The 26,399-nt window shown below is 66.3% G+C and carries 20 protein-coding genes; 11 read left to right on the top strand and 9 right to left on the bottom strand.

Annotated elements, in window-relative coordinates; genetic code table 11:
* The first annotated feature begins 14 nt into the window (after positions 1 to 14).
* Together LH19_RS04350 and LH19_RS04345 are read left to right on the top strand one after the other, a co-directional pair.
* The gene (locus LH19_RS04350) at positions 15 to 1,076 is read left to right on the top strand and encodes an alanine racemase (RefSeq protein WP_407696698.1); all 1,062 of its coding nucleotides are present in this window, start codon (positions 15 to 17) and stop codon (positions 1,074 to 1,076) included.
* Between the two features lie 19 nt (positions 1,077 to 1,095).
* Positions 1,096 to 1,488: a RidA family protein gene (locus LH19_RS04345; protein WP_201258416.1), complete on the top strand. Its 393-nt coding sequence runs from the start codon at positions 1,096 to 1,098 to the stop codon at positions 1,486 to 1,488.
* A gap of 16 nt (positions 1,489 to 1,504) precedes the next feature.
* On the opposite strand, the gene LH19_RS04340 is transcribed toward LH19_RS04345, so the two are convergent.
* Positions 1,505 to 2,569 (bottom strand): phosphotransferase family protein, encoded by a 1,065-nt coding sequence (locus tag LH19_RS04340; protein ID WP_054725088.1) that lies wholly within the window; start codon positions 2,567 to 2,569, stop codon positions 1,505 to 1,507.
* A 191-nt stretch (positions 2,570 to 2,760) separates the two neighbouring features.
* On the opposite strand from LH19_RS04340, the gene LH19_RS04335 reads away from it, so the two are divergent.
* Positions 2,761 to 3,846, top strand: a complete 1,086-nt coding sequence (locus LH19_RS04335) for a phage tail tube protein (protein ID WP_054725086.1) — start codon at positions 2,761 to 2,763, stop codon at positions 3,844 to 3,846.
* On the opposite strand, the gene LH19_RS04330 is transcribed toward LH19_RS04335, so the two are convergent.
* The gene (locus LH19_RS04330) at positions 3,843 to 4,811 is read right to left on the bottom strand and encodes a LysR family transcriptional regulator (RefSeq protein ID WP_054725084.1); all 969 of its coding nucleotides are present in this window, start codon (positions 4,809 to 4,811) and stop codon (positions 3,843 to 3,845) included. The genes LH19_RS04335 and LH19_RS04330 overlap by 4 nt on opposite strands.
* Positions 4,812 to 4,993: 182 nt before the next feature.
* Between LH19_RS04330 and LH19_RS04325 the strand changes: the two genes are divergently transcribed.
* From LH19_RS04325 to LH19_RS04315, 3 genes are read left to right on the top strand one after another with little or no spacing between them, the layout of a single operon-like run.
* Entirely contained in the window at positions 4,994 to 6,247 is a 1,254-nt protein-coding gene (locus LH19_RS04325; RefSeq protein WP_054725082.1) for a cytochrome P450, read from the top strand.
* Positions 6,244 to 6,690: a nuclear transport factor 2 family protein gene (locus LH19_RS04320; protein ID WP_054725080.1), complete on the top strand. Its 447-nt coding sequence runs from the start codon at positions 6,244 to 6,246 to the stop codon at positions 6,688 to 6,690. Before LH19_RS04325 ends, LH19_RS04320 begins: the two co-directional genes overlap by 4 nt.
* A 47-nt stretch (positions 6,691 to 6,737) precedes the next feature.
* The gene (locus LH19_RS04315) at positions 6,738 to 8,984 is read left to right on the top strand and encodes a TonB-dependent receptor (RefSeq protein ID WP_054725079.1); all 2,247 of its coding nucleotides are present in this window, start codon (positions 6,738 to 6,740) and stop codon (positions 8,982 to 8,984) included.
* A gap of 73 nt (positions 8,985 to 9,057) precedes the next feature.
* Here the strand turns inward: LH19_RS04315 and LH19_RS04310 are convergent, their stop codons facing one another.
* Positions 9,058 to 10,551, bottom strand: coding sequence for an acyl-CoA synthetase (locus LH19_RS04310; RefSeq protein WP_054725077.1), 1,494 nt, complete (start codon positions 10,549 to 10,551; stop codon positions 9,058 to 9,060).
* 166 nt (positions 10,552 to 10,717) lie between these two features.
* Here LH19_RS04310 and LH19_RS04305 point away from each other — a divergent pair, with 166 nt between their 5' ends.
* From LH19_RS04305 to LH19_RS04285, 5 genes are all read left to right on the top strand, one after another.
* Positions 10,718 to 11,839, top strand: coding sequence for a DUF1501 domain-containing protein (locus LH19_RS04305; RefSeq protein ID WP_054725075.1), 1,122 nt, complete (start codon positions 10,718 to 10,720; stop codon positions 11,837 to 11,839).
* A 110-nt stretch (positions 11,840 to 11,949) separates the two neighbouring features.
* Positions 11,950 to 12,321 carry a hypothetical protein gene (locus LH19_RS04300; RefSeq protein ID WP_145923354.1) on the top strand — a complete coding sequence of 124 codons (372 nt, stop codon included), beginning with the start codon at positions 11,950 to 11,952 and terminating at the stop codon, positions 12,319 to 12,321.
* A gap of 228 nt (positions 12,322 to 12,549) precedes the next feature.
* Positions 12,550 to 13,665 carry a TolC family protein gene (locus tag LH19_RS04295; RefSeq protein ID WP_234716077.1) on the top strand — a complete coding sequence of 372 codons (1,116 nt, stop codon included), beginning with the start codon at positions 12,550 to 12,552 and terminating at the stop codon, positions 13,663 to 13,665.
* Positions 13,662 to 14,906 carry an efflux RND transporter periplasmic adaptor subunit gene (locus tag LH19_RS04290; protein ID WP_054725070.1) on the top strand — a complete coding sequence of 415 codons (1,245 nt, stop codon included), beginning with the start codon at positions 13,662 to 13,664 and terminating at the stop codon, positions 14,904 to 14,906. The genes LH19_RS04295 and LH19_RS04290 overlap by 4 nt, the downstream gene beginning before the upstream one ends.
* Complete coding sequence (locus tag LH19_RS04285; RefSeq protein WP_054725068.1) at positions 14,896 to 18,138, top strand: efflux RND transporter permease subunit; 3,243 nt, start codon at positions 14,896 to 14,898, stop codon at positions 18,136 to 18,138. The genes LH19_RS04290 and LH19_RS04285 overlap by 11 nt, the downstream gene beginning before the upstream one ends.
* Before the next feature lie 92 nt (positions 18,139 to 18,230).
* On the opposite strand, the gene LH19_RS04280 is transcribed toward LH19_RS04285, so the two are convergent.
* From LH19_RS04280 to kdpA, 6 genes are all read right to left on the bottom strand, one after another.
* Positions 18,231 to 18,500, bottom strand: coding sequence for a hypothetical protein (locus LH19_RS04280; RefSeq protein ID WP_145923353.1), 270 nt, complete (start codon positions 18,498 to 18,500; stop codon positions 18,231 to 18,233).
* Between the two features lie 170 nt (positions 18,501 to 18,670).
* Positions 18,671 to 19,378 carry a response regulator gene (locus tag LH19_RS04275; RefSeq protein WP_054725064.1) on the bottom strand — a complete coding sequence of 236 codons (708 nt, stop codon included), beginning with the start codon at positions 19,376 to 19,378 and terminating at the stop codon, positions 18,671 to 18,673.
* Entirely contained in the window at positions 19,375 to 22,041 is a 2,667-nt protein-coding gene (locus LH19_RS04270; RefSeq protein WP_054725062.1) for a sensor histidine kinase, read from the bottom strand. Before LH19_RS04270 ends, LH19_RS04275 begins: the two co-directional genes overlap by 4 nt.
* A complete protein-coding gene (gene kdpC / locus LH19_RS04265; RefSeq protein WP_054725060.1) occupies positions 22,038 to 22,628 on the bottom strand; it encodes a potassium-transporting ATPase subunit KdpC in 591 nt (196 codons plus the stop codon). Before kdpC ends, LH19_RS04270 begins: the two co-directional genes overlap by 4 nt.
* A gap of 9 nt (positions 22,629 to 22,637) precedes the next feature.
* On the bottom strand, positions 22,638 to 24,671 hold the full coding sequence (gene kdpB, locus LH19_RS04260) for a potassium-transporting ATPase subunit KdpB (protein ID WP_054725058.1): 2,034 nt from the start codon (positions 24,669 to 24,671) through the stop codon (positions 22,638 to 22,640).
* A gap of 12 nt (positions 24,672 to 24,683) precedes the next feature.
* The gene (gene kdpA / locus LH19_RS04255; RefSeq protein ID WP_054725057.1) at positions 24,684 to 26,387 is read right to left on the bottom strand and encodes a potassium-transporting ATPase subunit KdpA; all 1,704 of its coding nucleotides are present in this window, start codon (positions 26,385 to 26,387) and stop codon (positions 24,684 to 24,686) included.
* Between the last annotated feature and the right edge of the window lie 12 nt (positions 26,388 to 26,399).

The following is a 26,399-nucleotide window of genomic DNA, read 5'->3' as shown; positions in this document are numbered from 1 at the left end:
GCAATGCGGCGCGCATGCGCGCGCGCTGTCACGATCTGGGGGTCACGCTTCGTCCGCATCTCAAGACCGCAAAATCGGCCGATGTCGCGCGCGTCGCCGCCGATGGCGCGCAAGGACCGATCACCGTTTCGACGCTGGCCGAAGCCGAATATTTCGCGGCCGCAGGCTGGCCCGATATCCTCTATTCGACCGCGATCGCGCCGGCGAAGCTCGGCCGCGCCGCGCAAATCCAGCGCGACCATGGCGCGCGCATCCTGTTCGTCATCGACGATCGCGACACGGCGGTAGCGATCGGCGCCGAGGCGGCCGCCCTGGGCGCCCGCTTCGGCCTGCTCATCGAGGTCGACTGCGGCGAACATCGCAGCGGCGTCGAGCCTGCCTCGGACGCGCTGCTCGCCATCGCCGATGCGATCAGAGCCGCTTCGCCGCGGCTCGAACTGATGGGGGTGATGACCCACGCCGGCCATTCCTACGCCTTCGACGACCCCGCCCCGATCAGGGCGCTGGCCGAGACCGAGCGGTTGGCGGCGGTCGCTTCGGCCGAACTGCTGCGCTCGCACGACCACAAATGCCCGATCGTCAGCGTCGGCTCGACGCCGACCGCGCTCTTTGCCGAGCATCTGGCCGGGGTTAGCGAAGTCCGCGCGGGCATCTATCTGTTCCACGATCTTGCGCAGCTCTCACGGGGGATTTGCAGCGAAGACGATCTTGCCATCTCGGTGCTTGCCACCGTGATCGGCCATCAGCGCGGCGGCCCCAGCCTGATCCTCGATGCCGGCGCCCTCGCGCTGTCGAAAGACGTCGGCGCCAATCGCTTCATGCCCGATGCCGGCTATGGCCGGGTCTGCGATGCGGCGACGCTGGAACCGCTCGGCGAACTCGCGGTGACGACCGTGCATCAGGAACATGGCAATGTGCCCGTCCCCGACGCAAGCTGGTTCGCCCGGCTCCCGATCGGCAGCCTCGTCCGGATATTGCCCAACCACGCCTGCCTGACCTGCGCCGCCTATCCGTCCTACGACGTGCTGCGCGCCGGGACCATCGTCGACCAATGGCCGCGGACCGGCGGCTGGTGAACCTGTCCGGAGATCCTTGATGACCGAGAAAATGACCGAAATACGATGCGCCGACGCGCCGATGCCCGGCGGCCATTATGTCCAGGCGATGCTCCACCGGGACACGCTCTATGTCTCGGGCCAGCTAGGCGTGACGCGCGACACGCCCGATCCGGCGGCGGTCCCCATTGCCGAGCAGGTGTCTTTCGCGCTCGCCAACATCGCGGCAATCGGCCGCGTCGTCGGCGCCGAGATCGACGATATCGTCCGCTGCACCGTTTACGTCACCGACGTCGCACACTGGGATGAGGTCAATCGCGCCTATGCCGCTTTTTTCGGCGCGCACCGTCCGGCCCGCTCGATCGTCCCCTGCGGCCCGCTCCATTTCGGCGCGCTGGTCGAGATCGAAGCGGTGATCGCAGCGAGCGCCTGACGCAGCCCCGGCCCGATTACGGAGAGAAGGCGCCGACCGAATCCCAATCGGCGGCAGCAGCAGCGTTGCGCCGAAGCAAGGTGATCAGGAGCCGGTCGACCTCGGGCGAGGAGGCAAGGAGGCCGTAAGCCGCGACAGTCGTCATCAACCCGCTGAGCAACTGGAGCCGATAGTCCCGCTCGATCAATTTCCGCTCATAGCCCGATCCGAATATATCGGCGTAGAGTCGCAGCAGTTCATGCTCGGACAGGCGCCGGCTCTCGACCGTTACGCTGCCCGACAGGAAATAGCCGACGTCGTGCATCGGATTGCGCCAGCCGGTAATCTGCCAGTCGATCAGCACCGCGCCCGATGGTCCGAACAGGATATTGTCGACCCGCGGATCGCCATGGGTCAGTGTGCCGCGGTCCATCGGCAGCCGGTACCAGCCCCGCGACGATGCCGCAGCGGCCGCGACGGTATCCATCTCGGGGCCGCTCAGCCGGTCGGCGGCATCGCGCCTGATGACGGCCAGCCCCCGGTCGACGGCCGCCGACCAATAATCGGCGGTTCCGGCCATCGTCATGCCCCAGTCCGGCGCCTCGGCCCGCTCCATCGGGTAGAAACTGCGATGGAGCTTGGCGAGTTCGGCGACTACGCTGCGCGCATCGTCCAGCCCGCATCCGTCGATCTGGTTTCCCGCGCGGGCCGTCGAACTCAAATCCTCCATCACCAGATTGATATTCTCGGCATGGCCGTCGACCCACAGCACCGCCGGGATGCGACAGACATCGTCGCGGCCTCTCAGCAGCCGATAGCTTTCGAGTTCGCGGAGATAGGAGCCGCTGCCGATGCCGTGCGCATGCGACGTTTCGTCGCTGCTGCGAAATTTGCAGACGACCGAGGCGGGGGCCGATGTCGGCGCCGCGAAAGCCAGGTCGACGCATAAGGTCTCGCTGACATTACCGGCGCCGATCGGCCGGGCTTCGAACGAAATCACGTCGGCATCGCGATGCCCCGCCGCCCGGAGGACCCGGGTCAACCAGTCCGGATCGATATCGTCATGGCGATCGAGCAATCGCGGCGCGTCATGGTCGCCCACCGGCAGTTCCTTCCCAGATTCTTATCGGTCCATGCTGCCGCGCGATCCGCGAGACTACCAATCGGAATTGGCGAGGAAGGGATCGGCGCAGGCAATGATTGATCGGCGCGGGCGATGAAATGGACCCGATTATCGATTGGTGGCGCCTCCGGGTCTTTGCGAGAACCACGGCAACGACAGGGAGAGACGAGATGACGCGGTCGGCACTGGAGATCGTGACGCTGTACAATCTGGAGATATGGAACAAGGGCCAGATCGAACTAGTCCCGGAACTATGTGCCGATCCCATGATCCGGTACGACGCCAACAGCGTCGCCGTCCTCGGCATCGAAGAACAGATTGCCCGGATCCGGCATAATTACGAGGATCTGCGCCCGACCTTCGAACCCGTCGTGCTTGCCGGCGACGATGAATATGTAACCCTCGTGTGGAATGTCACCGGCCGCGACCCCAACTGGAAATGGTGCGGGATCGAGGTATTTCGGGTGGTCGACGGCAAGATCGCCGAAGTCTGGAACGGCCCCTATGTCGACGGCCGCTGGGTTCGCGGCGGCGCGCTGTCGGTGGGTATCGACGGCGCTGCCGCCGCAGACACTCCGGTGATGAGTGCCGACTTCGACGGCGGCACCGCCCGGCTCGTCGCGCCGCTCGAAACCGGAACGATCGCCCTGTGGCTGACGGGGATTTTCGGCGCCCCGGCGATCGACGATCGCGAAAAGCGATTTGCATGGACCGGCACCCCGCCCCGGCTCGAATTGTGCCACAGCGAGCCGGGCCGGCCGCCGCGCAGGCTGTCCGATGCCGCGATATCGTCGCTCGAAATCCGGTGGGCGCGCTCGGGGCTGACCAATGTCTCGATCACGCTCGCGGGCACGGCGAACGACAGCGCCGCGCTTCCGTCGCACGCCCCATCCCGCCCCGGGGTGCGCCTTTCGGAATGCGCGGGGAATTTCCAGCCGGGAACCGGGACGGATGCCCGGGTCGTCGGCGCCTCGGTCCTGCTCGATCCGTCGGCTCGGCGGGCGTCGGGCGAGGTAACGCTGCGCTTTCCCGCCGCCATCGACCCGCTTTCGCTGTGCGGCACAGGCAGCCTTTCCTTCGGCTGGCATCACCAAGGGCGCTCGCTCCGCTTCGAAGCGGCGGCGGCGCGCCTTGCCGATCCGACCGGCGCCTTCACCGACGCCGGCGATGTCGAAGCGACATTCCAGTGGGATGCCGGCGACATCGCGGCAATCCTCTCGGACGAGACGTCATGGACAGCGAACGGAGAGGACTAGGCGGCGATGGCGGCTCCATCGCGAGCCGCCTGCCATTTCCGGGCAAAGTTGAAGAATTGCCGCGCCGCATGATTGGCGCCGGGACCGAGCACGACCGCAAAGTCCAGATAGAGGTCGAGGCCCTCGACCGGCCGCGATACGAGCGCGGCGGGCGGCGAGAACCAGCCCGTGCCGATACCGCAGATGCCGTGCTGCGCAGCGTAGCGTTCGACGGCGAGCGCATTGCCCTCGGCAGGAATGACGAGTTCGGCGCCGCTCTCGACGAAGAAGGCCTCGAGCGGGTCGGAGATCGCCTTGCCATGCTCGCGGTTGAGGATCGCTACCGACAGGCCGTTGAGCTGCGAACGGGCGATTATATCCTGTTCCGCCAGTTCCGAATCGCACGGCACGAGCAGGCTCATCGGCTGCCGCCGCAGGATGACGCGCTCGAACGTATCGGGATATTGGGTCTCGTTGAAGATCGGCGTGATCTCGTCGCCGCGCGCATCGGCGGCATGCGGCGCATTGAGCCCGAGCAGGAGCGCCACGTCGAGCCGCTCGCCGAGCATATCGGGAATCTGGGCGCTCTGGAGCCGGTTGTCGATCGTGAAACCGATCCCGGGATGACGCATCGAAAAGGCGTCGATGAGCGCCGCCTTTTCGGGAATTTCGAGCGTATAAAGCGCCGCACCGAGCCGAAACTGCGTCCGCCCCGAACCCTGCATCGCTTCCACCAGGTCGCGCAAGGCTTCGGCCTCGGCAATCACCCGCTGCGCCGCGGGAAGCAGCTTTTTGCCCGCCGGGCTCAGCGAGATGCTGCGCGTTGTTCGATGGAACAGCACATGCTCGACCGCCTGCTCGAGTTCCTTGAGCTGGCCCGAGACAGTCGGCTGCGTGAGGTGCAAAAGCTCCGCCGCGCGCGTCACCGACCCTTCGGCCGCCACCGTCACGAAGCTCCGCAACAGGCGGAGATCCGGGTGAAACATCGACCTCTCCCAAAAAGCCTCCCGATCGCCGCCGGGATGCGTCCGGCATAGCATGGTCGGGACCGAAATCCATCGCCCGCGATCGCCGGACGATGGATCGGCAGCATCGATAAATGCAGCGCCATTGCCGATTGGACGCTCGCCGCGCCTGCCCGCAATTTGCACGCGGAGAGGAGAAAGACGTGAGCGACACGCTTTCCGGCAATATCGATGAAATCATCGTCGACCCGAAGACTTATGGCGACGAGCATAGCTATCACCGCGCATTCGACCGGCTGCGCCGCGACGACCCGGTGCATTGGACCGAGCCGAAGGACTATCGCCCCTTCTGGGCGGTAACGCGCCATGCGGACATCATGGCGGTCGAACTCAACGCGAAGAATTTCCTCAACGACCCGCGCCAGTTCCTGGTCACGCGCGCCGACGAAGACCTTTTGCTCGAGCAGACCGGCAGCCACAAATTCGCGCACAATCTCGTCGCGATGGACGACCCCGAACATCGCGCTTTCCGCTCGCTGACCTCGGCATGGTTTGGCGCCAAGAGCATTCGCGGCCTCGAGGAAGAGATCGCCGCGCTGGCCCGCGAGACCGTCGACCGGATGGTCGAGATGGGCGGAAGCTGCGACTTCGCGGCCGAGATTGCCGCGTGGTTCCCGCTGCGCACGATCATGATCGTCCTCGGCGTGCCGCGCGAGGACGAGCCGCTGATGCTGCACCTCTCGCAAAAATTGTTCGGCAGCGTCGGCGGGGTCGACGGCATGGCGGGAATGGTCGACGCCTTCAACGCCTTCAACGACTATTTCGGCAAGGTCACCGAGGATCGCCGCCGCAATCCGCGGGGTGATGTCGCGACGATCCTTGCGACCGCGACGATCGATGGCGAGCCGATCGGCGAGGCCGAACGCAATGCCTATTATCTGATCGTCGCGGCGGCCGGCCACGATACGACGAGTTCGTCGATCTCGGGCGGACTGCTCGCGCTGATCCAGAACCCCGACCAGATGGCCAAGCTGCGCGCCGATCCGGCGCTGATCGGCACCGCCGTCGACGAATTCATCCGCTGGACGAGCCCGGTGAAGCATTTCTTCCGCACCGCCGTCGCCGACTGCGAAGTGGGCGGCAAGCAGATCCGGGCGGGCGACAATCTGATGATGTGCTATCCGTCGGGCAACCGCGACGCGAGCGTGTTCGACGACCCCTATGCGTTCCGCGTCGACCGCCCCGATGCGCGCAAGCATCTCTCCTTCGGTTACGGTCCGCATCTCTGCCTCGGCAACGCGCTTGCAAAGCTGGAGATCCGGATCCTCTTCACCGAAATGCTGCGGCGGATCGACGATTTCGAACTGGCGGGAGACCCCGCGTGGGTCGAGGCGAGCTTCGTCTCGGGCCTGAAGCATCTGCCGATCCGCTACAAGGTGCGGGAGACGGGGGCATGACCCCCGCGCGCCAGCTCGCCGAGCGTTTCGGCGACCCCGACGCGATGCGCGCGCTCTATGCCCCCGATGTGAGCTGGGAGATTTCGGCGTCGCTCGGCATGCCGAAGCTCGAAGGCATAGAAGCCGTGTGCGCGTTCAACGATCAGGTATGGACCGAGCATCACCGCCGCGATTGCACCGTGACGATCATCGAGGAGGTCGGCGACACGTCGCTGAGCGCGGTGCGTTTCGTCTATCGCGCCTGGTCGCTGTTCGCGGGCGACTGGTACGAAAATGATTACACGCTCTTCGTCCATTCGGGGCCCGCCGGGATCACCCGCATTGCCGAAGCCTTCGACACATCGGCGACGATCGACTTTCTCGCCGGCCGCCCGCCCGGTTCGGGCTGGGCCGCGATCGGCGGCGAGGTCGGCGACCGCGTCGGCGAACTCGGCCGAAGCTAATCCATTCAAAACCAAAGCGGCAAAGACCGCAGATCAGGAGAGGGAAAATGAAAATTGTCCGTTTGGGCGTGCTGCTGGCCGCCACCACCGCCCTGAGCCCCGCCGTGGCGCTCGCACAGGAATCCGCCGCGACACCGGCGGCGGCCGAGAGCGACGATAATGGCGTCGGCGACATCATCGTCACCGCGAACCGGCGCGAGCAATCCCTGCTGTCGGTGCCGATCGCAATTTCCGCGGTCGCGGGCGACGCGCTCGCCAGCAAGGGGATCACCAATTCGGCCAATCTGCAGGATGCGGTGCCGAACCTCCAGATCAGCAGCCCCTATGGCAACACCCAGCCCAATTTCTCGCTGCGCGGGATTTCGGTCGCGAACGAATATAATTCGAACCAGGCGTCGCCGATCGGCGTCTATATCGACGACGTCTATATGGCGAGCCGCACCTCGCACGGCATGGGCCTGTTCGATCTCGACCGCGTCGAGGTGCTGCGCGGGCCGCAGGGCACGCTGTTCGGGCGCAACACCACCGGCGGCGCGATCAACTTCATCACCCGCGGGCCTTCGCTGTCGGGCAGCAACGGCTATGCCGAAGCCGGCTATGGCAATTTCAACACGATCACCGCGCAGGCGGCGGTCGAGGCGACGCTGATCGAGGACCAGCTCGGGCTCCGCATCGCCGGAAATTATCTGAAGAGCGACGGGCTCATCGACAATGTTTTCCCCGGCGGCCGCGATCCCAACCGCCAGAACACGCTGCAGGGCCGCGCGACGCTGCGCTTCAATCCCGGCGGCGGACCGCTCGACATCAAGATCAAGGCCTATGGCGGCCGCGACCATGGCACCCAGGCGGCGATCCACGGCCTGCTCACCGCGCGAACCGGCCTCAAATTCTTCGAGGTCAACGAGAACCGCATCGGGCTCAACCGCACCGACGCCTATGGCATCGCGGCGACGATCTCCTACGAACTGTCGCCGTCCTTGAGCTTCACCTCGATCACCTCGCGCGACGGGGGTTCGCAGCTCATCCAGCAGGCGGCCGACGGGGCGCCGATCGATATTCTCGATGTCTGGTGGAAGTCGAAATATCAGCAGTTCAGTCAGGAAGCGCGCTTCAACTATGGCGCGGACGGGCTGAACCTGGTCGGCGGCTTCTTCTACGGCTGGGACCGCGTGGTCACCGACAATGACTTCGCTATCGGCCAGGCGCTCGGCCCCGGCGTCGACGGCGGCTTTTTCCAGCATTACCGGCAGGAACGCCGGTCCTATGCCGTCTTCGCACAGGGCGACTATGAGATCGCCGACGGCCTGACGCTGACGCTTGGCGCGCGCTACACCTGGGACCGCTCCAAATATCGCGACGGCTTCGCCTATCTCTATGCGGGCTATGTCGATACGGCGAAGACGCCGATCGCGACGACCGTCCCGTGCGCCGGGCAGCCGGGCACCTGCGCCTATGATCCCGATGCCCGCTTTGCGAGCAACGGGCGCGACAATGCGCTGACCGGGCGCGTCTCGCTGAGCTATCAGTTCGATGCCGGGCCGCTGGTCTATGCCAGCTACAACCGCGGCTATCGTTCGGGGGCGTTCAACGGCGGCAGCTACACCTCCTCGGGCGGCATCAACTATGTCGATCCCGAACGCGTCAACGCCTATGAATTCGGCGCGAAAGGCCGGCTTGCGGACAATCGGCTGACCTATTCGGCGGCCGCCTTCTATTATGATTATTCCAAGCAGCAGTTGCAGGATTTGCGCCCCGGGCCGGTCGGCATTCTCGTCAACGCGCCCAAATCCGAAGTCTATGGCGCCGAACTCGAGACCAACTGGCGCGCCTCGGACGCGCTGACGCTGAACCTCGCGGTCGGCTATCTCCACGCGACCTACAAGGAACTCGTGCTGCAGGGCGCCGACATCGCGGGTAACGACCTGCCCTTCGCGCCGCGCTGGACGGCGCAGGCCGGCGCCGACATCCGGCTTTTCGATACGGGCGATGCCAAACTGACCTTCTCGCCGAACGTCGCCTATTTCAGCCGCCAGTTCTTCTCGCCGCTGAACGAGGTGAACGCCCCCGGCACAGGACAGCAGAATGCCGAGCTGCAGCAGGGTTCCTATGCCAAGGTGAACGCAACACTCGCGCTGGAGATCGGCCGCTTCACGGTGAAGGGGTTCATCAACAACGCATTCAATCGCAAAACCTATGCCTATGGCCTCGACCTGCGTGGTGCGGGCTTCCCTTACCCGTTCCTCGTGCCGGCGGCGCCGCGCACCTTCGGCGGATCGGTGCGCGTCACCTTCTGACGAAAAGGCCCGCCGCATATGCGCGGCGGGCCATTACGCCTCCCATGACCCGGCGCCTGGCGCCGGGTATTTTTTATGAGCACGGCCAGTAGCGCTCTCGGACGAGGCGCTTGAGCAGCTTGCCCGTCGGATGCCGCGGCAATTCGGCGACGAAATCGATCTGCTTCGGCTGCTTGATCCGCCCGAGGCGCCCGTGCAGCGATTGCCGGATATCCTCGGCGAGCGCCGGTCCGGCCTCTGCCCAGTCCGCAGGCTGTACGACCGCGACCACCCGCTCGCCCATTTCGGGATCGGGCGCGCCGATCACTGCGACATCGGCGACGCGCGGGTGGGTGATGATCGCGTCCTCGATCTCCTGCGGGTAGATATTGACCCCGCCCGATATGATCATGAAACTCTGGCGATCGGTGAGATAGAGATAGCCGTCGGCATCGACATAACCGACGTCGCCGAGCGTCGTCCAACCATGGCGATTGCGGCTCGCCGCGGTCTTTTCGGGGTCGTTATGATATTCGAACGCCGGCCCGTCGGCGAAATGGATCGCGCCGACTTCGCCGGCCGGGAGCGGGTCGCCATCCTCGTCGCAGATCTTCAGTGTCCCCCAGATCGCGCGGCCGACCGAGCCCGGATGGGCAAGCCATTCCGCGGGCCCGATCGCGGTCAGCCCGTTGGCCTCGGTGCCCGCGTAAAATTCGTGGATGATCGGCCCCAGCCATGCGAGCATCGCTCGCTTGACCTCCACCGGGCACGGCGCCGCGGCATGATAGACGACGCGCAGCGACGAAAGATCGTAAAGGCCGCGCGTTTCGGCGGGCAGCTTGAGCATCCGGATGAAATGCGTCGGCACGAACTGCGCATGGGTGACGGCAAAGCGTTCGATCAGCGACAGTGCCGCTTCGCCGTCGAACTTCTCCATCACGATCACGGTCCCGCCGAGCTTCTGGACCGCCATGCACCAGCGGAGCGGGGCCGAATGGTAAAGCGGCGCCGGCGAAAGAAAGATGGTATCGGCGGCCATGCCATAGCTCGTCCGGCCGAACTCTGTCAGGGCATTGGTCTGATCCAGCGGCCCTTCGGGCAGCGCAGGACGGATGCCCTTCGGCCGCCCGGTGGTGCCCGACGAGTAAAGCATGTCGATACCGGGCGCTTCGTCGTCGATCGGCGCCCCGGGAAACGCCGTTCGTTCGGCCACGAAATCGCGCGCGCCGGGTGCGAAAATCTCGAGGCCGGTCACCGCAATCTCCGGAGATACGGGCGCCGACGCGATCAGCACGCGCGATCCCGAGTCCGCGATGATGAAAGCGATCTCGGGCGCCGCAAGGCGGGTCGATATGCAGGTGTAATAGAGCCCGGCGCGCTGCGCCGCCCAGACGATCTCGAAAAAGCGGGCGTCATTCTCCAGCATCAGCGCGATGCCGTCACCGCGCACAAGGCCGAGCGAACGCAACAGATGGGCGCCCTGGTTCGACCGGGCGTCGAGCTGGGCATAGGTAACGGTTTCGCCGGACCCCGCCATGCGATAGGCGGGCTTGTCGGGCGTGAGGCGAGCGTGGACGGACGGATGCATGTGCCATGCCTGATCCGGCGAACGGATTCGGTCCAATCGGCATTCGCGGGCCATCAATCGACGGACGCAATGAATTCGCGTACCAGACAAACAGCGCCGCGTTCCGAAAGGCGGCGAACGACGAGCGGGGCACCCTGTCAGCCCGGCCTTTTTGCGGAGACAGAAGATGATCCTCTCACGCCGCTCGCTCATCCTGTCCGGTGTCACGGCCGCCGCAGCCAGTTCGTTGCCCGGCCTCGCCTACGCCGCCGCCGGCACGCCGAAGCGCCTCGTCTTCATCATTCAGCGCGGCGCCGCCGATGGCCTCGCCACCGTCGCACCCACCGGCGACCCGGCCTTTGCCGCCGCGCGCCGCGCGCTGGCCGACGAAACGGCGGGCGGGGCCAGACTCGACACGATGTTCACCCTTCACCCGTCGCTGGCGCAAATTGCCGGCCTCTATGCCGGCAAGCAGGCGCATTTCGCGCACGCCGTTGCAACGGGCTATCGTGATCGGTCGCATTTCGACGGGCAGAACATGCTCGCGGGCGGCGGCTTGCATCCGTACGGCCGCGAGGACGGCTGGATCGGGCGCCTGCTCCCCTTGCTGCCCGCTGCCGAGCGCGACGCGATCGCAATCGCGGCGAGCGCACCGCTCGCGCTGCGCGGGACGGCACTGCCCGACACCCATGCGTACAGCCGCCTGCCGCGAACCGAGGCCGATCTCATCGGGCGTCTGACAACTCTCTATCGCGGCGGTCCGCTGCTCCAACCATTGCGGGACAGCGCGATCAAAACCCGGGAACTGGCGGGCAACATCGGCGGAAACAATGGCCGCAACGGCGCCGACCTCGGCACGCTGGCAGCGTCGTTGATGCGGCCCGAAGGCGGCGCCCGCGTGATGACGATCGAAACGGGCGGCTGGGACACGCATAACGGCCAACGCGGCCGTCTCGCGGCGCAGCTCCATGGACTCGACCAGTTGATCGGCGCCCTTCAGACTGGCCTCGGCCCGGCATGGGGCCACACGCTGGCGATCGTCGCGACCGAATTCGGACGCGCGATCGAGGCGAACAGCACCGGCGGCACCGATCATGGCACGGCCTCGACCGCAATGCTGCTGGGCGGCGGATTAGACAATGGTGGCGAGGTATCGGCAGACTGGCCCGGCCTCGGCGCGGCTGCCCGCCACGAAGGAGGCCTCAAGCCCACCCGCAGCCTCGAAACCACGGTCGCGAACGCGGTCGCGCATCATTATGCACTCGACCCGAAACGGGTCATGGCCACCCTCTATCCGGATATCGGGTAGGTGTTCGGCTGCGCCCGCTTGCCAACTCGTTCCGGCAAATCTACACGCAAGGCGTGCTCCGGTCCCTACCCTCGTTGAACCGTCTCGTCGCTTCGCTCTGCGTCGCGTTGATGATGTTCTACGCAACGACGATACCGGCGAAGGCGACCGACCAGCTTCAGCATTCGCCCTCGCTGATGGTCGCCCACGATCATGACACGCCGGGCAGCTTCATGGTCGATGCCGTTCACGATGATCCGGCCGATCATGCCGACCATCATGCTCCGGCGCCGGATACCGACGATCAGCCGAGCGACCATTTCGCCGGCGGGCATCATCACCATGGCGATACCGGCCCCAATCTTCTGGTCCCGGGCGGTGCGAATGCGCTCGGCGGCTTTGCGTCCGGTAACCTCCACGGCGTACGGCCCGATCGGCAATTTGCGGGCCTGCGGCCCGTCGGCCCCGAACGCCCTCCCAGACTCCTCTCGCTAAACGCCTGAGTTTCCCGCGCCTCCTGAGGCGTGGGCTGTTCCCACGCCTTTCAGCGAGGCTATTATTCCATGTATTCCTTATCTCGAGCGCGCTTTTGCGCGCATAAAGCCCGTAGAGCTTGGCTCTGCGGGGGTGTCCTGCTGGCTGCCGTAGCGCAGCCGGTCGCGGCACAAAATCTGAGCCTGGACGAGGCGCTCTCGCGCGCCTCGACCGCCGACCCCGCCGTTGCCGCCAATATGGCGCGGCTGGAAGCCGCCGATGCCGCCATTCTCCAGGCCGATGTGAGACCACGCGATGTGGTCGGGGTCGATTTCGAGAATTTCGCCGGGACCGGCCCCTATTCGCCGCTCGGCCGGTATGAAGCGACCGGCTGGTACGAGCGGACATGGGAGCGGGGCGGCAAGCGCGAAGCGCGGATCGGCGCAGCCCGCGCCGATGTCGCGGTCGTCGCGCAGCAGAACCGGGTTCGGCTGCTCGACCGGCTGGCGCGCGTGCAGGCCGGCTGGGTCGAAGCCCTTGCGGCAGAGGCAGCCATCCCGGTCGCCGAAGCACGGCTTGCCGACCTGCAACGCGTCGAGCTCGATGTCGTGAAACGCGTCACCGGCGCGCTGGACCCGTGGTTTTCGGCCGAGCGGGCGCGGACCAATGTCGCGCAGGCCGAGATCGCGGTCGAACAGGCGCGCGAGAATGCCCGGCTCGCCCGGGCGAGCCTTGCAGCCTGGTGGGGCGGCACGGGCGATTTCAAACTCGATTCGGCCGCCTTCCAGCAGATCGGGACCGATGTCCCCGCGGCGGGCAATTCGGCGGACCTCGCCGTGCTTGCCGCCGAGATCGCGGCCGCCGAGGCCAAAGTCAAACTGGCCGAGACCGGCAACGTCGCCGATCCGAGCGCTCGCATCGGCCTGCGCCAGTTCGGCGAGGGTAACGATTTTGCGGTCATGGTCGGCGGCTCGATCCCGCTCGGGACGAAGGCCGCCAACCGCGGCAATGTCCAACGGGCGCAGGCCGAACAGCGTGCACTCGAAGCCGAGGTCGCGGTGTCGCGAGTCGAAATCGATCGCGAGATCGACCGGCTGGTTGCCGACCGCCGCCTCATCGCCGTCGAGGTCATGCGCATCGATGCCGAGGTGCTGCCCAGCGCCGAACGCGCCGTGCGCCTGATCCGCGACGGGCTCGCGCGCGGCGGCACGGCCTTCACCTTCCTTGAATTCAGTCAGGCCCAGACGGCGGTCAACGATGCGCGATCGCGCCGCATCGACCTGCTGCGCCGGTTCCATCTGCTCGGGGTTCGCCTCGACCGGCTGACCGGGCGCCACGCCCCCTGGCTCGCAAAAATGGAGACGATCCGATGAACAAATATCCGCTGGGGGCAGCATCGGTGCTCGCCCTTTCGCTACTTGCCGCCTGCGGCGAAGCCACGCCGGAAAAGAAAGAGGGCGCGGAAGCCGCCGCGGCCGGCGAATATGAGCGCGGCCCGCATCGCGGGCGTATGCTCCGCGACGGGGATTTCGCGCTCGAAGTCACCATCTTCGAAGATGGCGTCGACCCCGAGTTTCGCGTCTATGCCTATCGCGGCGACAAGCCGGTGAAGCCATCCGAGGTCAAGCTGACGATGGAGTTGGGGCGTCTCGGCGGCAAGATCGACCGCTTCGGCTTCACGCCGCAGGACGATTTTTTGCGGGGCAGCGGCGTAGTTAGCGAACCGCACAGCTTCGACGTCCGCGTGGCCGCGTCAGAGGGCGGCCGCAGCCACAAATGGGCCTATCAATCCTATGAAGGCCGCACGGTCATCACCGCCGAAGCGGCAAAAGCGGGTGGCATCAAGACCGAAGCGGCAGGTCCCGCGACGGTCAGCGACCTCATCGACATGGGCGGCCGCGTCGAGATCACCCCCGAAGGCAAGGCCGAGGTGCGCGCGCGCCTGCCAGGACTGATCGTGTCGCTCAGCGGCAAGCTGGGGCAGCAGGTCCGCCGCGGCCAGGTTCTGGCGCGCGTCGAATCGAGCCATTCGCTTCAGGTCTATACGGTGACCGCCCCGATCGGCGGGACGATCGTCGAAAAGAGCGTCAACGTCGGCGATACGACCGGCGACCGCGCGCTGTTCACCATCGCCGACCCGAACCAGCTCCACGCCGAATTCTTCGTCTATCCCCGCGATGCCGAGCGGGTGCGCGTCGGCCAGCCGGTCGCGCTCAAGAGCCTGTCGGGCGACGGCCGGTTCGCGGGCGAGGTCGAGGCGGTGCTGCCGACCGCCGATGTCGCGAGCCAGACGATGCTCGCGCACGTCCATCTGCCGCCCCAGGCCTCGCGCGAATTTCGCCCCGGAATGGGGGTCGAGGGCAGCTTCGCGGTGGCGCAGGCCGATGTGCCGCTCGCCGTCCGGACCAAGGCGATCCAGCGCTTCCGCGATTTCGAGGTGGTCTTCATCAAGGTCGGCAACACCTATGAGGTGCGCATGCTCGATATCGGGCGCCGGACGCCCGAATGGACCGAGGTCCTCGGCGGCCTGCAACCCGGCGACGTCTATGTGACCGACGGCGCTTTCCTGATCCGTGCCGACATCGAGAAATCGGGGGCCAGCCATGACCATTGATATCGCCGCCCCGCCGGGCGAGCTTCCCTTGCTCGAGCGGATGATCGCCGGCGCGATCCGCTTCCGCTGGTCCGTCCTCGCCGTCGTCGCGCTGCTTTGCGCGATCGGCGTCTGGAGTTTCCAGCGGCTGCCGATCGACGCCACCCCCGACATCACCAACGTTCAGGTCCAGATCAACACATCGGCGCCCGGCTTTTCCCCGCTCGAAGCCGAACAGCGCGTGACCTTCCCGGTCGAAACTGCGGTCGCCGGCCTGCCCGGGCTCAAATATACGCGATCGATCTCGCGCTATGGCCTCAGCCAGGTCACCGTCGTGTTCGAGGATGGGACGAGCATCTATTTTGCCCGGCAACTCATCAACGAGCGGCTGCAAACGGCGCGCGAACAGCTTCCGCCGGGCGTTTCGCCCGAGATGGGCCCGATCGCGACCGGGCTCGGCGAAATCTTCATGTACACGCTGGAGGCCGAACCGGGAGCGAAAAAGCCCGACGGTTCGGCATATACGGCCGAAGACTTGCGCACTTTGCAGGACGGGGTCATCCGGCCGCAGCTTAGGGGCACCCCGGGGGTGACCGAGGTCAACAGTATCGGCGGCTATGAGCGCCAATATCATGTCACCCCCATCCCGGCGCGGCTGTCGGCTTACGGGCTGACGCTCGCCGATGTCGTCCAGGCGCTCGAACGCAACAACGACAATCGCGGCGCCGGCTATGTCGAGCGTTACGGCGAGCAATATCTGGTCCGCACCCCGGGTCAGGCGGCCGGCATCGACGATCTGAAATCGGTCATCGTCAGCAACCGGAACGGCATTCCGATCCGCGTCGCCGATGTCGCCGACATCGGCCTCGGCGAAGAGCTGCGCACCGGTGCCGCGACCGAGGACGGCAAGGAAGTCGTCCTCGCCACGGTGATGATGCTCGCAGGGGAGAACAGCCGCGTCGTCGCCAAGGCAGCAGCCGAGCGCCTCGCGGTGGCGGCGAAGGCGCTCCCGCCGGGCGTGAAGGCGGTGCCGATCTACGACCGCACCGATCTCGTCGAACGCGCGATCTGGACCGTCGAAAAGAACCTGCTCGAAGGCGCGCTGCTCGTCATCGTCGTGCTTTTCCTGCTGCTCGGCAATGTCCGCGCGGCGCTGATCACGGCGGCGGTCATTCCGGTCACGATGCTGATGACGATCACCGGCATGGTGCGTGGCGGCGTGTCGGGCAACCTCATGAGCCTCGGCGCGCTCGACTTCGGGCTGATCGTCGACGGGGCGGTCATCATCGTCGAGAATTGCCTTCGCCGCTTCGGGGAGGCGCAGCACCGGCTCGGGCGGCTGCTCGATCGCAGCGAGCGCTTCAAGCTGGCGGCATCGGCGACCTCCGAAGTCATCCGGCCGTCGCTGTTCGGCGTCCTGATCATCGCGCTCGTCTATGTGCCCATCTTCGCGCTCACCGGCGTCGAGGGAAAGATGTTCCATCCGATGGCGATCACCGTCGTGATGGCGCTGACCGCGGCGCTCATCCTGTCGCTGACCTTCGTGCCGGCGGCGATCGCGCTGTTCGTCACGGGCAAGGTCGAGGAGAAGGAAAGCCGCCTGATGGGCTGGGCACGGCGCGCCTATGCGCCGGCGCTCGCCAAGGCGCTCCGGCTGCGCGTGGCGTTCGTCGCGGGCGCCGTCGGCCTCGTCCTGCTCTCGGGTCTCGCCGCCAGCCGGATGGGGTCGGAGTTCGTCCCCAACCTCGACGAAGGCGACATCGCGCTCCACGCGCTCCGCATTCCCGGCACCAGCCTGTCGCAAGCGGTCGAGATGCAGGCCACGCTCGAAGCGCGGATCAAGCGCTTTCCCGAAGTGGAACGGGTGGTGGCAAAGATCGGCACCGCGGAGGTTGCGACCGATCCGATGCCGCCGTCGGTTGCCGACACCTATGTGATGCTCAAGGATCGCAAGCTATGGCCCGACCCGAGGAAACCGAAGGCCGAGCTCGTCCGCGAAATGCAGGCCGCGGTCGCCGAGATCCCCGGCAACAATTACGAGTTCACCCAGCCGATCCAGATGCGGTTCAACGAGCTCCTGTCCGGGGTTCGCGCCGACGTCGCGATCAAGGTCTTCGGCGACGATCTCGATACGCTCAGCCAGATCGGCGATGCGATCGAAAGCGTGGCCTCGAAGATCGAGGGTGCGCAGGACGTCGCGGTCGAGCAGGTCACGGGGCTGCCGATGCTCCAGATTACCCCCGATCGCGCCGCGCTCGCACGCTTCGGGCTCAATGTCGCCGATATCCAGGATGTCGTCGGCGTGTCGATCGGCGGCGTCGAAGCCGGGCAGATCTTCGAAGGCGACCGCCGCTTCCCGATCATCGTCCGCCTGCCCGAGACGATGCGCGAGCGGGTCGACGAAATCGGGCGGCTTCGCATCCCCCTGCCCGCAATCGGCCCGTCGAGCGATGTGACGCTGGGGGCGGCACCCGATGCGGGCCTGCGCGGCTTCATCCCGCTCGCGGACGTCGCGAAGATCGAGGTGGTTGTCGGACCGAACCAGGTCAGCCGCGAGGACGGCAAGCGCCGCGTCGTCGTAACCGCCAATGTCCGCGGCCGCGATCTTGGATCGTTCGTCGACGAACTGCGGACGAAGGTCGGCGCCGAGGTCCAGGTGCCCCCCGGCTACTGGATCAGCTACGGCGGGACGTTCGAGCAACTGATCTCGGCCGCGAAACGGCTCCAGCTCGTGGTTCCGGCGGCCTTGCTGATGATCCTCGGTCTGCTCTACGCGCTGTTCCGGTCGTGGAAGGATGCCGCGGTCGTCTTTTCGGGCGTACCGCTGGCGCTCACCGGCGGCGTCGCGGCGCTGCTGATCCGCGGAATGCCGCTGTCGATCTCGGCCGGGGTGGGTTTCATCGCCCTCTCCGGCGTCGCGGTACTCAACGGCGTTGTGATGCTGAGCTTCATCCGCCAGCTTCGCGAAAGCGGTACGGGCCTCGACGACGCGATCCGCGAAGGCGCCCTCACCCGCCTGCGGCCGGTGCTGATGACCGCCCTGGTCGCGAGCCTCGGTTTCGTGCCGATGGCGTTCAACGTCGGCGCCGGCGCCGAGGTGCAACGGCCGCTGGCAACCGTGGTCATCGGCGGGATTGTCTCTTCGACCATCCTGACCTTGCTCATACTTCCGGCGCTCTACCGCATGGTGCATGGCCGCCGGTCGAAAGGCGAAGCGCCGCCGCGGCCGGTCGCGGGAACCGTCCCCGCCTGAGCGTCACCCCGCGCGCCGGACGCGGCGCGCGGGGCCTTCCGCTTTTCGAGGGGTCAGATCGTCTGGCAACCCTGCAGACTCAGCCACCGCACCTAATCGCGATCGGGCAGCCGTTGCCAGCGCTCCGAAACCTCAACCGGCTCCCAAAGCCCGGGCCCGACGAACAGAAGCGCGCTGCCCGCGCTTCCGCAAATGAAAGTCAACGCGGCGAGCAGTATCATGAACGACGTCGCGTCGCGTGCCGGCGTCGTCTGCACAAGGCAATGGAGCCGGACTGCGACCAACCAGCCGATGACCAGAAGCATGGCGCCGCCGATGCGAAGGCCCAGACGGGCGGCGAGTGTTTCCTGCCATTTTTTCATGAAAACCTCCAAAGGAGGTTACCAGTTACGCCGGGCGGCATAGTAATTCGAGATCGCGAAACGTCGCCCCGCATTGAGATTGCATATGATCGGCCGTGGGGCTTGATGATCGGACCTCGGCCATTCGGAACGACTTGCTCTCTACCGCCGCTTAGGTCGGCACCATATTTTCATTCGCCGGAGCCCTCCGTCCCGAGCCGCAAGCGGTAGCCGATCCCGAGTTCGTTGCCGATGATCTGCGGCTGCTGTGGATCGGCTTCGAGTTTCTGGCGGAGCGTGCGGATCAGCACGCGCAAATATTCGACATGATGCTCATGCTCGCGCGGCCATACTTCGTCCATGAGCTGCTTGTGCGTGATGACGCGCCCGGGAAAGCGGGCGAGCTGGGCGAGCACTGCATATTCCTTGGGCGTGAGGTGGACCTCTTTGCCGCCCTTGGTCACGCGCCGGGCGACCAGATCGAGTTTGACGTCGCCGACCGTCACGGCGAGATTGCCGCCGTCGCGCGTCAACCGGTTCCGCAAGGCGACGCGCACCCGCGCGAGCAGTTCGTCGGTGTCGAATGGTTTCGTCAGATAATCGTCCGCGCCAAGATCCAGCGCTGCCACCTTCTCGTCGGTCGCGTCGCGCGCCGATACGACGATCAGCGTCGCCTCCGACTTCTGCTTGACGAGCGGAACCAGTTCGAGCCCGTCGCGATCGGGCAGGCCGAGATCGAGCAGGACGATGTCGGGTCGCTCCTCACCGAGGCGTTCGATTGCCTCGCTCGCATTTTCGGCCTCGACGATCGCATAGTCGGCCCGCTCCAGCGCCGCACGGATCAGGCGGCGGATATGGCGTTCGTCATCGACGATCAGGATCTTGTGGCGAATTTTCATGGAATATCCTCGACGGTCAGATCCTTGACGAGCAGCGCTTCGGGGATGCGGATCGTGAAGCACGCGCCATGCGGTTCGCCATTGTTGCCCGCCTCGACCGTCAGTCCCATCGCCTCGGCAAAGCCCTTGACGATGGCAAGCCCGAGCCCGGTGCCATGCTTGGCGCGGTCGCTGCCTTCGAGCCGGGTGAAGGTTTCGAAGACGCGCGTCTCGTTGCCGGGCGCGATACCGGGTCCCTGGTCGATCACCGACAGCAGGACGGCATCGGCGATGCGCCTCGCCCGAATGGTGATCGGCGTGCCGGGATCGGCGTAGCGTCCGGCGTTATCGAGCAGATTGATCAGGCAATGATGAAGCAGCACCGGGTCGACGCGCACGAGCGGAATGGCGGGGGCGATTTCGATCAGGACATCGTGCCCGGCCAGCGAGGCGCGGGTGTCGTGCGCGGCGCCCGCAGCGGCGTCGAATAGCTCGGTCGCTTCCGCCTTCATCGGAAGGGCGCCAGCCTCGACGCGTACCATGTCGAGCAGGTTCGAGACAAAGCGGTTGAGGCGGCGCGCCTCGGTCTCGATCGTTTCGGCCATTTCCGCCGTGGGATGGCGCCGCATCTCCTGCGCCGCCGACAGGATCGTGGTGAGCGGTGTGCGAAGGTCGTGGCTGACCGACGACAGCAGCGCCGAGCGCAGCCGGTCGCGCTCGTCGACCTGCCGCGCTTGAAGCGAGGCTTCCTCGAGTTCCATACGGTCGAGCGCGATCGATGCCTGATCGAGCAGGCTCATCAGCAGCGGCACCTGATCCGACCGCACCGGCGCTTGTGCATCGTCGCGCGTCAGCCCGAGCACGCCAAGCACTCCGCGCGTGGTCTGTAGCGGGTGGAAAAGCCAGTCCGACGCGGTCAGCGTCGACGAACCCCGCCCCGCGGGCTGTGCATTGTCCATCGCCCACTGCGCCGCCGCCCGCTCGATCTGTTCGAGCCGGTCTTCGGGCGGCACCGCGGCGCGGAGCGTCGGGCCATCGGCCGACGGCAGGAGGAGGACGGTGCGGACGTCGAGCAGGCGGCCGACCTCGGCGCAGATAGCCTGCATCAGCCTATCCTGATCGGGCGCCGCGGTAAGCTGGCGCGAGAAGCTGGCGAGCGCCGCATTCTGGCGGGCGCTCGACTGCGCAAGGTCGGCCTGGGCGCGCACGCGCGCCGCAAACTGGCTGGTGACGATCGCGACGCCGAGCAACACGAGGATGCTGATCACATTCTCGGGGTTGTTGACGGTCAACGTGCCGGTCGGCGGCAGGAAGAAGAAATTATAGGCGAGGCTCGATACCAGCCCCGCGAACAGCCCGGCGCGCAGGCCAAAGGTCGCCGCGGCAAACATGACGGGGACCAGATAAAGCAGCGAAATATTGCCCAGATCGATGACTTCGATGAGCAGGCGGCCAAGCGCCGTCATCGCGGCGACCATCGCGAGCGACCAGATATAATGTGACGGCTTGCCCCAACGCCCGGGGACCGGAGGCGCCGGCCGTTCCGCCTTGACCTCGGGCTCGCCCGGCAGGACGTGAACCGCGACATCGTCGATCGTCCGCACGAGCTGATCGACGACCGAGCCGTGACGCATCTCGAACCACCAGGGGCGGCTCGATTTGCCGATCACGATCTGCGTCGCCCGCGCGTCGCGCGCAAAACTGCGCAACCCCTCGACAACGCTCGCGGCAGGGACGGTAGCGGTCGAGGCACCGAGCCGCGAGGCGAGCGCGAGCGTGTCGCCGAGTTGCCGCCGGTCGTCGTCGGTCATCGCCCGACTGCGCCGCGTCTCGATATAGACCGCGCTCCACGGCGCCCTCAGCGCGTCGGCGAGCCGCTTGCCCGCGCGGACCAGTTCGGCGGCGACGGGAAGTTCGCTGACCGCCACGACGATCCGTTCCCCCACCGCGAAGCTGCCTGCGAGCGCATGGCTGCGGACATGATCGAGCATCTGCGCATCGACCGCCTGCGCGGCCCGGCGCAGCGCCAGTTCGCGGAGCGCAGTGAGGTTCGATTTGGAGAAGAAGTGCGTCAGCGCCCGCGACGCCTCCTGCGGAATATAGACCTTGCCGTCGCGCAGCCGTTCGATCAGCTCGTCCGGCGGAATGTCCACCACCTCGATCTCGGCATTTTCGAGGATCGAGTCGGGCACCGTTTCGCGCACGCGGACGCGCGTGAACGATGCCACGACATCGTTCAAACTTTCGACATGCTGGATGTTGAGCGTCGAATAGACGTCGATCCCGGCATCGAGCAGTTCCTCGACGTCCTGATAGCGTTTGGGGTGGCGGCTGCCCGGCGCGTTGGTGTGGGCAAGTTCGTCGACGAGCACGAGCCCGGGGCGTCGTTCGAGAATCGCATCGATGTCCATTTCGCCGAGGCTGTGGCCCTGATGATCGACCTCGCGCCGCGCAACGATCTCGTGGCCGTGGACGAGCGCCTCGGTCTCGCGGCGGCCGTGCGTTTCGACCACCCCGACCACGACATCGACACCCGAATCGCGGCGCTGACGGCCGTCGGTCAGCATTTCCCACGTCTTGCCGACCCCCGGGGCCGCCCCGAGAAAGACCTTGAGACGGCCGCGGCCTTCCTGCGCCGCCTGACGCAGAAAGGCCTCGGGTAATGGTCGGTCGGCTTCGGTCACCTCGCCGGTTTAGCCCCAAGTGCATCGAGTCGTCGATTGAGCTTGAACAGATTGACGCGCGGCTCGCCCAGAAAGCCCAACAACGGCGTCTCGACCGCCTGTTCGACCAGCCTGCGAACCTTAGTGGGGTCGAGTCCGCGCACGCGCGCCACGCGCTCGCTTTGGTAAAGAGCCGCCTCGGGACTGATATGAGGGTCGAGCCCCGAGGCGGAGGTCGTCACCAGGTCAGGCGGGACGTTCGGCCCTGGCGCCGTTTCGGAAAGCCGGACGACATCGGCCCGCACGCGGTCGGCGAGCGCCTGCGACGTCGGGCCGAGGTTCGAGCCCGACGAGGCCATTCCGTCGTAACCGTCGCCCGCCGCCGAAGGCCGGCTGTGGAAATATCGCTCCGACGCGAAGGCTTGCCCGACGACGGTGGAGCCGACGACGATCCCCTTCTCGCGTACGAGGCTGCCGTTCGCCTGACCGGGAAAAAAGGCCTGTCCGATACCGGTGATCGCGAGCGGATAGGCGAGCCCGAGCAGCGCCGCGAAAAGCAACGTCATGACGAGCGCGGGGCGCAGCGAGCTGATGAGATCCTTGTCCATGAATAATCCTCAGGCAAGACCGAGGCCGCCGACGGCCAGGTCGATGAGCTTGATGCCGATAAAGGGCGCGACGAGGCCGCCGAGACCATAGACGGCAAGGTTGCGCGCGAGCAGCGGCCCCGCCCCCATCGGCCGGTAGGTCACGCCCCTCAGCGCGAGCGGCACGAGCAACGGAATGATCAGCGCGTTGAAGATGATCGCCGACAGGATCGCGCTCTCGGGGCTGGTGAGCCCCATGATGTTGAGCACGCCGAGCCCGGGATAGAGCGCGACGAACATCGCCGGGATGATCGCGAAATATTTGGCCACGTCGTTGGCAACCGAAAAGGTCGTGAGCGCCCCGCGCGTCATCAGCAGCTGCTTGCCCAGCCCGACCACCTCGATCAGCTTGGTCGGATCGCTGTCGAGGTCGACCATATTGCCGGCCTCGCGCGCCGCCTGCGTGCCGGTGTTCATCGCAACGCCGACATCGGCCTGCGCCAGCGCCGGCGCATCGTTGGTGCCGTCGCCGCACATCGCGACCAGCCGCCCGCCCGCCTGTTCCTTGCGGATCAGCTCAAGCTTGTCCTCGGGCGTCGCCTGCGCGAGGAAATCGTCCACCCCGGCCTCCGCCGCGATCGCCGCGGCAGTGAGCGGATTGTCGCCGGTGATCATCACCGTGCGGATGCCCATCGCGCGCAGTTCGCCGAAGCGTTCGCGAATGCCCGCCTTGACGATGTCCTTCAAAAAGATCGCACCGAGCAACTCACCGTCCTTCGCGACCGCCAGCGGCGTGCCGCCGGCGCGCGCGATCTCGTCGGTGATACGGCGGAGCTCGGTCGCGGCAGCGGTGGTCCCCGCGCCGGGATTGGCGCGCAGGACCGAGTCCACCGCGCCCTTCTGAATCACGCTGTCGCCGATCCGGATGCCCGAGATGCGCGTCTGCGCAGTGAAGGCGATAATCTCTGCACCCGCGGGCATCTCGGCGGTCTGACCGAAGCCTTCGCGCGCCAGTACGACGATCGAGCGCCCCTCCGGCGTTTCATCGGCAAGGCTGGCGAGCAGCGCCGCCTCGGCGAGCTGCGCCGCCGAATGGCCGCCCACGGCGCGAAATTCGGTCGCCTGGCGGTCGCCGACGGTGATCGTGCCGGTCTTGTCGAGCAGCAGCACGTCGACGTCGCCCGCCGCCTCGACCGCGCGGCCCGACTTGGCGAGCACATTGAAGCGCACGAGCCGGTCCATGCCCGCAATGCCGATGGCCGAAAGCAAGGCCGCGATGGTCGTCGGAATCAGGGTGATCAGCAACGCCGCAAGGATCGCCACCGGAATGCTCCCGCCCGCATAGCTTGCAAAAGCGGGGATTGTCCCGACCGCGATCAGGAAGATGATCGTCAGCCCGACGAGCAGCAGGGTCAGCGCGATCTCGTTCGGCGTCTTTTGCCGCTCGGCACCTTCGACGAGTGCGATCATCCGGTCGAGAAAGCCCTGCCCCGGATTGACCGTCACCCGCACCCGGATCTCGTCCGAAATGACGCGCGTGCCCGCCGTGACCGCGCTGCGGTCGCCGCCCGCCTCGCGGATCACCGGCGCGCTTTCGCCGGTGATCGCCGCTTCGTTGACCGATGCCACCCCGGCGACGACTTCGCCATCGGAAGGAATGAGGTCGCCCGTCTCGACGAGTACCTCATCGCCGACCTTGAGCGCGCTGGCCGGGACATCATCCCACGTCCCGCCCGGCCCCTTCAGGCGCTTCGCGGTCAGTTCGGCCTTGGCCGCGCGCAGCGATGCCGCCTGCGCCTTGCCGCGCCCTTCGGCGAGCGCTTCGGCGAAGGTGCCGAAAAGCACGGTCAGCCACAGCCAGACGACGAGCTGGAACTTGAAGCCCGTAGCGGTCCCGTCGTGCCCGACGACGAGCAGGACGGTGAGCAGCGCCGCGACGACCGCGGTGGTGAACATCACAGGATTGCGGATCAGTTCTTTCGGGTTGAGCTTGCGAAAGGCGTCGCCGATCGCCGGAACGATCAGGTCAGCCGTAAACAGGGACTTGGTTTCAGACCGGGCCATTTTGCGTGATCCTTAGAAAAGCTGGCCGCTCGTCATCGCGAGATGATCGGCGATCGGGGCGAGCGCGAGGCTCGGCAGGAAGGTCAGGCCGCCGACGATCAGCACGATGCCGACGAGCAGCGCCGTCCACAGCGGCCCGGTGGTCGGGAAGCTACCCGCCGTCGCCGGCGTATATTTCTTCGCCGCGAGGCCGCCCGCGATCGCGAGCATCGGCACGATGATGAAGAAACGGCCGATCCACATCGCGACGCCCAGCATGCCGTTATAGAAGGGCGTGTTGGCGCTGAGCCCGGCAAAGGCAGAGCCGTTGTTCGCGGTCGCGCTGGTGAAGGCGTAGAGGATTTCGGAAAATCCGTGCGGCCCCTTGTTGAGCGGACCCGCAAGCCCTGCCTCCGTCACCGACGCGATGGCACTGAAGCCGAGGATGACGAGCGGCAGCACCGCGATCGCGAGCACCGCAAGCTTGACCTCGCGCGCCTCGATCTTCTTGCCGACATATTCGGGGGTCCGCCCGACCATCAGCCCGGCCACGAAAATGGCAAGGATCGCGAAGAGCAGGAAACCATAGATCCCCGCGCCGACCCCGCCGACGACGACCTCGCCGAGTTGCATGTTGAACAGCGGGATCATGCCGCCGAGCGCGGTGAAGCTGTCGTGCATCGCATTGACCGCCCCGCACGACGCCGCTGTCGTGACGACCGCGAACAACGCCGACTGGGCGATGCCGAAGCGCACCTCCTTGCCCTCCATATTGCCGCCGGCAACGCCGAGATTGTGGAACACCGGATTGCCCGCGGCTTCCTGCCAATAGGTGATCGCAGCCCCGGCGAGGAACAGCGCCATCATCGCGGCAAGGATCGCCCAGCCCTGACGCGGATTGCCGACCGCCTTGCCGAAGGTCCAGGTCAGCCCGGTACCGATGGCGAAGATCGACAGCATCTGGACGAAGTTGGTCAGCGCCGTCGGATTCTCGAACGGATGCGCCGAGTTGGCGTTGAAAAAGCCGCCGCCGTTGGTGCCGAGCATCTTGATCGCTTCCTGCGAAGCGACCGGCCCCAGTGCAAGGGTCTGTTTGACGCCCTCGAGCGTCGTCACGTCGACCGAGCCGGCGAGCGTCTGCGGCACGCCGCTCGCGATATAGAAGATCGCAAGCACGGCGCAGAGCGGCAACAACAGATAGAGCGTGACGCGCGTCATATCGGCCCAGAAATTGCCGATCGTCTTCATCTCGCGCCGCGCGAAACCGCGGAACAGGGCGAAGGCGAGCGCGATGCCCGTCGCCGCCGACAGGAAGTTATGGATCGTGAGGCCGAGCATCTGGCTCAGGTTCGACATCGTCGACTCACCGCCATAGCTCTGCCAGTTGGTGTTCGCGGTAAAGCTGATCGCCGTGTTGAAGGCGAGGTCTGCGCTGGTGCCGTCATAGCCGAGCGGATTGAGCGGCAGCACGCCCTGCAGGCGCAGGATCGCATAAGTGAAGAGCGCGAGCGCCGCGTTGAAGACGAGCATATGCACGGCGTAGCGGCGCCAGCCCTGCTCCTCGTTCGGGTCGATGCCCGAGAGGCGGTAAAAACCCGTCTCGACGGGCCCCAACACGCGGTGGAGCGGCGTGCGGCGCCCCTCGTAAAGCGCGAAGAGCCATTGACCCATCGGCTTCGCCAGAAGCAGGAGGATGCCGGCGAAGGCGGCGATCAGGAGCCATCCCTGAAACGTCATGGCGCGCCTCGC

This window comes from Sphingopyxis macrogoltabida, assembly GCF_001314325.1.
Classification (GTDB): domain Bacteria; phylum Pseudomonadota; class Alphaproteobacteria; order Sphingomonadales; family Sphingomonadaceae; genus Sphingopyxis; species Sphingopyxis macrogoltabida.
The sequence above is the reverse complement of the archived record's forward strand: the minus strand, read 5'-3'. Positions and strand labels throughout refer to the sequence as shown.